The 6,848-nt window shown below is 45.9% G+C and carries 6 protein-coding genes; all 6 read left to right on the top strand.

Translation table 11 applies throughout. The annotated features are described in order from the left end of the window. Positions 1 to 209: 209 nt before the first annotated feature. The 6 genes from HMPREF6485_RS09245 (at position 210) to HMPREF6485_RS09220 (ending at position 6,848) form a co-directional block, all read left to right on the top strand. Complete coding sequence (locus HMPREF6485_RS09245; RefSeq protein WP_004346149.1) at positions 210 to 425, top strand: hypothetical protein; 216 nt, start codon at positions 210 to 212, stop codon at positions 423 to 425. Positions 426 to 452: 27 nt separating this feature from the next. After that, positions 453 to 1,964: a hypothetical protein gene (locus HMPREF6485_RS09240; protein ID WP_044126376.1), complete on the top strand. Its 1,512-nt coding sequence runs from the start codon at positions 453 to 455 to the stop codon at positions 1,962 to 1,964. 763 nt (positions 1,965 to 2,727) lie between these two features. Further along, positions 2,728 to 3,723 (top strand): AAA family ATPase, encoded by a 996-nt coding sequence (locus tag HMPREF6485_RS09235; RefSeq protein WP_004341849.1) that lies wholly within the window; start codon positions 2,728 to 2,730, stop codon positions 3,721 to 3,723. 65 nt (positions 3,724 to 3,788) lie between these two features. Continuing rightward, positions 3,789 to 4,658 (top strand): DUF58 domain-containing protein, encoded by an 870-nt coding sequence (locus HMPREF6485_RS09230; protein WP_004346146.1) that lies wholly within the window; start codon positions 3,789 to 3,791, stop codon positions 4,656 to 4,658. Positions 4,659 to 4,675: 17 nt separating this feature from the next. Then, positions 4,676 to 5,788, top strand: coding sequence for a hypothetical protein (locus HMPREF6485_RS09225; RefSeq protein ID WP_004346145.1), 1,113 nt, complete (start codon positions 4,676 to 4,678; stop codon positions 5,786 to 5,788). 61 nt (positions 5,789 to 5,849) lie between these two features. Continuing rightward, positions 5,850 to 6,848, top strand: coding sequence for a vWA domain-containing protein (locus HMPREF6485_RS09220; protein WP_004341852.1), 999 nt, complete (start codon positions 5,850 to 5,852; stop codon positions 6,846 to 6,848).

Here is a 6,848-nt window from a genome sequence, read left to right as displayed (position 1 = left end):
GATAGTGGAATTATGTACCTTTGCAGCAAAAATAAATCCTATCCAAGGTAAATAAAGGTAAATATACGATATAAAATGTACGGGTAGAAGACCTTGCACATTGCATTCTAAAATATTTGTCAGAGAGTAATCAGAAAATGCCAACAAGCATACTCTTTCACAATTTAAAAGTTCTATAGGTACACTATTTATAAATAATATTACAACAAATGACTAAAGAACAGAACATTTTGGCGGCTTATATGAAGCCGAAGATTGAAACTATACATGTCTTTATGGACAGTATGCTGTTAGAAAAATCCTACCCGGGAGACCACCATAAGGGAAACCATAAATCTGGACCTTCAGAAGAGTCAAGTGAAGGAGCCAAGAGCTCTTTCTTCTTCCGTGATGACGAAGATGAGGCACTTGATTGGGAAGACTAAGGTAAAATGACAATTAAAATTATCACAATGAATATCAAGTTATCATATCACTGGGCTGCGGCAGTTCTCCTGGCAGTAGCCACCAGTTGTTCGAATAATGATATAACAACGGAGAATGGTACAAAACCGACTACTGACAAAAATGAAACAAAACAGATAAGTTTCATCGCCGGAAATGAAAGAACACGCACATCGCTAAACTATGACACCAGCGACTTTTACTGGGAAGATGGCGACAAGATCTATGTAAAAGACGATGACAACACTTTCCAGCACAGCAGCAACTCTGTATCAGGTACTAAGGTGCCAAACTTCAAGTTCATGATGCCCGGTAAATACACCCGGAGCAGTTACACTGTGTACTATCCCGGGAAGAACGGTACCGACAACAAGGTAACGATAGCCTCCTCTCAGATTCAGAATGGGCCTGATAACACGCTTCATTTCGGTACGGTGGGAGATTGCGGAACGGGAATAGCAACCCTCCAAAACGGGCAATATAAGTTCACGCTTAATCACTCGGCTGCATATCTTTGTTTCAAGCCTACTTATGACCATCCCCTTACAAGCACTTATATAACAAAGATAGAAGTGACGGCCGACAAGAATATTGCCGGTGACTATACGCTTGGCGAAGATGGCAAACTCAATGGTACGGGCTCCAGTAAAATCATAACGCTTACGCCCAAACTCAATGGTACAGATGGTCTCCCTATGCAGAATAGTGAAGATGGCAAAAGTTGTGCTGCTGGGCGGATGTTTATGGTTATCATGCCGGGTAAGTATGAGTTCACTATAAAATATTATATAACGGATACAGAAACAAAGGTTTCGGGTGTCATAACAAAAAAGTTCAAGTCATTCGAGTACACGGCAAATGGTTACTATGACATGCCTGCCACACTGACCATGAGGGCTTACGAAGACGATTACTACACATGGGATGCCAAGAAGGATTATTGGTATAATCACAAGGACGACCAGCCAAAGGGTAGTAATTATCCTACCGAAACAGATGTCGAACGCTGGTTTAATGGAATCAAATTCCCGACAGCTGCCAGCAACAGTGCCAAGGACTGTCCGAATGCCAATGAACTTACATGGTACTGCATGAAAGGTGATCCACACTGGGACAATACAACGCTTTGGACCGTCTGGAAACATTTGTACACAGGAGGAATGTGGTTTAAGAAAAAAAGTGTAATTGCTTCAGAAAATGGGAAAGACCCTGTTTATCTTACGAATTACTCTTTTGATAACACAGATCGTACTACTAAAAAGACTTTTGAAACTCCACCTAGCAACAAACGTGTTTTGAAGGGAAAGCCTGATAACTACCGCGACTATTTCTTCCTACCTGCTATGGGGAACTATGCAAGCGGAAAACTCAAGAATTTCCGTGAATATGGATTCTATTGGACAAAAACTCCGGAACCGTATTTTGATAAAGCTTACAACCTGTTTTTCAATGACAAGGAGGCTGGTTTAAGCAATATTAGCGACCGAGAAAATGGATATAAGCTGTGGACTTCTCAATAGTTTTTTAATCCTATACAAATAGCCAGGTGTGCGGACTGGGATATTCCATGTCCGCACACCTGTTGCCGTTTTAAATGTTATTTTATATTAGAGAAAGTACAAAAAAACTCAAGGAATATGCCTGTGAGGATTTCCTTGACGCAATGTTAATTGTAGATGGGCCGAGCTATGTGGAGACGGTCATTGACGCAATATGTCATTAGCCTAGATTCGGGATAAGTTAGTTGTCAAAAAGTTGGTGATCTCGCAGATTTTGGTACCTTCATATTTGGACATCAACAAGTTACAAAATTAGCAAGCGATGATTATCAAATTATTGCTGTCCGGTAAAAACAAACTGAAAGTCTGCAATCCTCTAGTCTAAAGGCATTACAGGTACTTTTACTCTATGGGGGCTTGTCTTTCGGTTACAAATAGTAAGCATTATAAAAACGCTTATTTTTATTAGATAACGACTTAAATGTTAAGTCTAATGTCAAAAAATGCAATATTAAAGACGATTTCTCTTACACAGATTGGGAGAAAAAAGTTTTACCAGACAGCAATAAAATTAATTCTACCAACGAGTAAAACAAGCATTCTCGCGAGATGGCGGTGTGCTGTTTACTTCATTTTATAAACCTGTGGCTTTTCCTTAAAAGTTTCTTAAATTATCAGGGTTGTCAGACTTTTTAATATAATTTATGCTCTATAATTCGACCGCCCCACGATAATTCAGTATTTTTGCGCTGAATTATGAATTAACGTAGAAAAAATAATTACTATGGCAGAAGCTATTGATATTCGTGAACTGAATGTACGGATTGAGCAACAAAGCCGGTTTGTAACCAACCTTGTGACGGGGATGAACCGCGTGATTGTGGGGCAGAAGCATTTGGTGGATTCGCTCCTTATCGGATTGTTGAGTGATGGTCATATCCTGCTTGAAGGTGTGCCCGGACTGGCCAAGACCCTTGCCATCAAGACCCTTGCCCAACTCATCGATGCCGATTACAGCCGCATACAGTTTACGCCCGACCTCTTGCCGGCCGACGTTGTGGGAACGATGATATACTCACAGAAGGATGAAAGCTTCCATGTGAAGAAAGGGCCCGTGTTTGCAAACTTTGTGCTGGCCGATGAAATCAACCGCGCTCCGGCCAAAGTGCAGAGTGCTTTGCTCGAAGCCATGCAGGAGCATCAGGTGACCATCGGCGAACGTACGTTCAAGATGCCCGATCCGTTCCTTGTGATGGCCACGCAAAACCCGATAGAACAGGAGGGCACGTATCAGTTGCCCGAAGCGCAGGTAGACCGTTTCATGCTTAAAGTCATCATCGATTATCCTACATTGGAGGAGGAGAAACTCATCATACGGGAGAATATCGTGGGTGGGCTGCCTACGGTGAGTCCCGTCACAACGGCCGATGAAATACTCCGTGCACGAGCCGTGGTAAATGAAGTGTACATCGACGAAAAGATAGAACAATATATTGCAGACATCGTTTTTGCCACTCGCTATCCCGAGCGTTACGGACTTGGCGAACTGAAAGATCTCATCACTTTCGGCGGTTCTCCGCGTGCGAGCATCTCTTTGGCCAAAGCTGCCCGGGCCTATGCCTTTATCAAGCATCGCGGCTACGTGGTGCCTGAAGACGTTAGAGCTGTGGCCCATGATGTGTTGCGCCATCGCGTGGGACTCAGTTATGAGGCCGAAGCCGGCAATGTGACAAGCGAAGAAATCGTTTCAAAAGTCATCAACAAGACAGAAGTGCCCTAAGCGTTGTACGACTTGAGGCCGGAAAGGCCGATGAATGAGGTGAGGGATAAAGCGAAACAGAGTCAATGGAAACGTCAGATATATTAAAGAAAGTCAGGAAAATCGAGATTAAGACCCGCGGGCTTAGTCAGAACATCTTTGCCGGACAATATCATTCTGCCTTTAAGGGACGAGGCATGGCCTTCGCCGAAGTGCGGGAATATCAGTTTGGTGATGATGTGCGCGATATTGACTGGAATGTGACGGCCCGCTTCCACCGCCCTTATGTCAAAGTGTTTGAAGAAGAGCGTGAACTCACGGTGATGCTGCTTGTGGATGTGAGCGGTTCGCTCGATTTCGGAACCGTCCGTCAGACTAAGCGTGACATGGTCACCGAGATAGCTGCCACACTTGCTTTCAGTGCCATACAGAACAATGACAAGATAGGTGTGATATTCTTTTCCGACCGCATTGAAAAGTATATACCGCCCAAGAAAGGGCGTCGCCATATTCTCTACATCATTCGTGAAATGCTCGATTTTGAAGCACAAAGTAAGAAAACCGACATTGGTGCTGCCGTGGAATATCTCACTCGGGTGATGAAGCGCCGCTGCACGGCATTTGTGCTGAGTGACTTCTATGACAGACAGAACTTTTGTCAGTCGTTGCGCATTGCCAACCAGAAGCATGATATGGTGGGCATTCAAGTGTATGACCCGCGTGCCAGAACATTGCCCGACATCGGACTGGTCAAAGTGCTGGATGCAGAGACCGGTCACGAAATGATTATCGATACGAGCTCCGGTAAGATGCGGCAGGCACACACGCGCTTGTGGCTGCAAAGACAAGACCGGTTGCGCGATGTGTTTTCGAAAAGCAACGTAGATTGGACGTCTATTGCTACCAACGAAGATTTTTCCCGCGCTTTGCTGATGCTGTTTAAAAGGAGAGGATAATGCTCTAATTCCAAGTCATGATGTTGAAAGAATTGAAAAATATCATACGGTTGGTGCTGCCGGCACTGCTTCTCTCGTTCGTCAGTGGAGCAGCAGAATGGAGCGTGGTCTCCGCACAAGTGCAGGTTGAGCAACGGATAGACTCTATAGAGATGCTCATCGGTGAACAGACCCTGTTGCATCTGCAAGTGACGATGAAGAATGGGCAGCGTGCCACGCTGCCGCACTTCAAGCCCGGACAACATATCACCCCGGGAGTGGAGGTGCTTGGGCAGCACGACCACGACACCTTGAATCTTGGCAATGGGATGGTGCAGATAGGCCGTGATTATACACTCACATCGTTTGATGAAAAGCTCTATCCCATTCCGGCCCTCAACGTGAAGGTGGACGGTCGTAACTATCGAGGCAACCAGTTGGCTCTGAAAGTGCAGACCGTGGAAGTCGACACGCTTCATCCCAATCAATTCTTCCCGCCAAAGGATGTGCAGGACAATCCCTTCCGCTGGTCGGAATGGAGTCTGCTGTTCTGGTTGGGTGTCCTTTTGGTTGTGCTGTCAGCATTTGCCGCCTATGTTTTTTACCGGTGGAGGCAAAATAAGCCTATCGTGGCAACCATACGCGTAGTGAAGCGGGTGCCGGTTCATCAAAAAGCCTTGGCCCAAATAGAAGAAATCAAGCACGAACATACAGAAAACCGGGAGGCCCAAAAGGTCTATTATACAAAACTCACCGATGCCATCCGTGAATACATTTCAAGCAGGTTTGGATTCAGCGCAATGGAAATGACCAGCGGCGAGATTATTGAACGCTTGCAGGCGACCGGAAACCGGGAGATGATAGAAGAGTTGCGAGAGTTGTTCCAAACGGCCGATTTGGTGAAGTTTGCCAAGTATGAGACGCTCATCAATGAGAATGATGCCAATCTCGTAAATGCCATTCATTTCATCGACCAGACCAAGACCGACGAACTGCCCACCGAGGAGCGCATTGCACCTATACTCACAGAAAAAGACCGTCGTAGCCGGCAAAACCGGCTGTTGGCCGGAATCATGCTGGGGGTAGTGATTGTGGCAGCTGTCGCCCTGTTCATTTATATGTGCCTTGCCTTGTCTGATTTGCTGATGTAGTAAGTGCAAGTGAAGGCGGGAAAAGAGTAAAAGCCCTGCCACTCGAAATGTTAAGAAACAAATGGAATTTGTAAGTAAAGGATATTTTCTACTGCTCCTGTTGCTTGTACCCTATATAATATGGTACTTTCTGTACAGGAAGAAAAGCGAGCCCACGCTGCGCATGAGCGATACGCAGGCTTACAGATACACCTCTGTCAGTTGGCGGGTACGCCTGATTCATCTTCCCATGGTGATGCGGTGCGTGGCCTTCACGCTTATTGTAGTAGCTTTGGCCCGTCCGCAAACCCACAACGCATGGGACAACAAGACGGTTGAGGGTATTGACATCATGCTGGCCATGGACGTGTCGGCCAGTATGCTCGCCGAAGATCTCAAGCCCAACCGTATAGAAGCGGCCAAGGATGTTGCTGCAGAGTTTATTTCGGGTCGCCCTAATGATAATATCGGCCTTACCATCTTTGCCGGTGAGGCTTTCACCCAATGCCCGATGACCACCGATCATGCCAGTCTGCTCACACTTTTGCAGGATGTGCGGACCGATATGGCGACCCGCGGACTTATCAATGACGGAACGGCAATAGGAATGGGATTGGCCAATGCTGTGAGCAGGCTGAAAGACTCGAAAACCAAGAGTAGGGTGGTGATACTTCTCACCGATGGTGCCAACAATGCCGGTGACATTTCTCCGCTCACTGCCGCCCAAATGGCCAAGAGCCTTGGCATTAGGGTCTATACCATCGCTGTGGGGACGAGCAAGGTAGCTCCTTATCCGATAGAAGTGGGTGGGAGAGTGCAGTATATCAGCCGCCCGGCCGATATAGACACCAAGACGTTGCGCGAAATTGCTGCAGTCACAGAGGGTAACTTTTATAGTGCCAACAACACGGCGCAACTTAAACAAATCTATCATGACATAGATCAGTTGGAAAAGACGAAAATGAGCGTCACGCGCTATGCCAAGTGGTATGAGGTCTATCAACCGTTTGCCATCGCTGCAGTATTGATACTCTTATTGGAGATTTTGTTGAGGTTAACAGTTTTTAGACGTATCCCATAA

The sequence above is a fragment of the Segatella buccae ATCC 33574 genome (genome assembly GCF_000184945.1).
In the GTDB taxonomy this organism is placed as follows: Bacteria; Bacteroidota; Bacteroidia; order Bacteroidales; family Bacteroidaceae; genus Prevotella; species Prevotella buccae.
The sequence above is the reverse complement of the archived record's forward strand: the minus strand, read 5'-3'. Positions and strand labels throughout refer to the sequence as shown.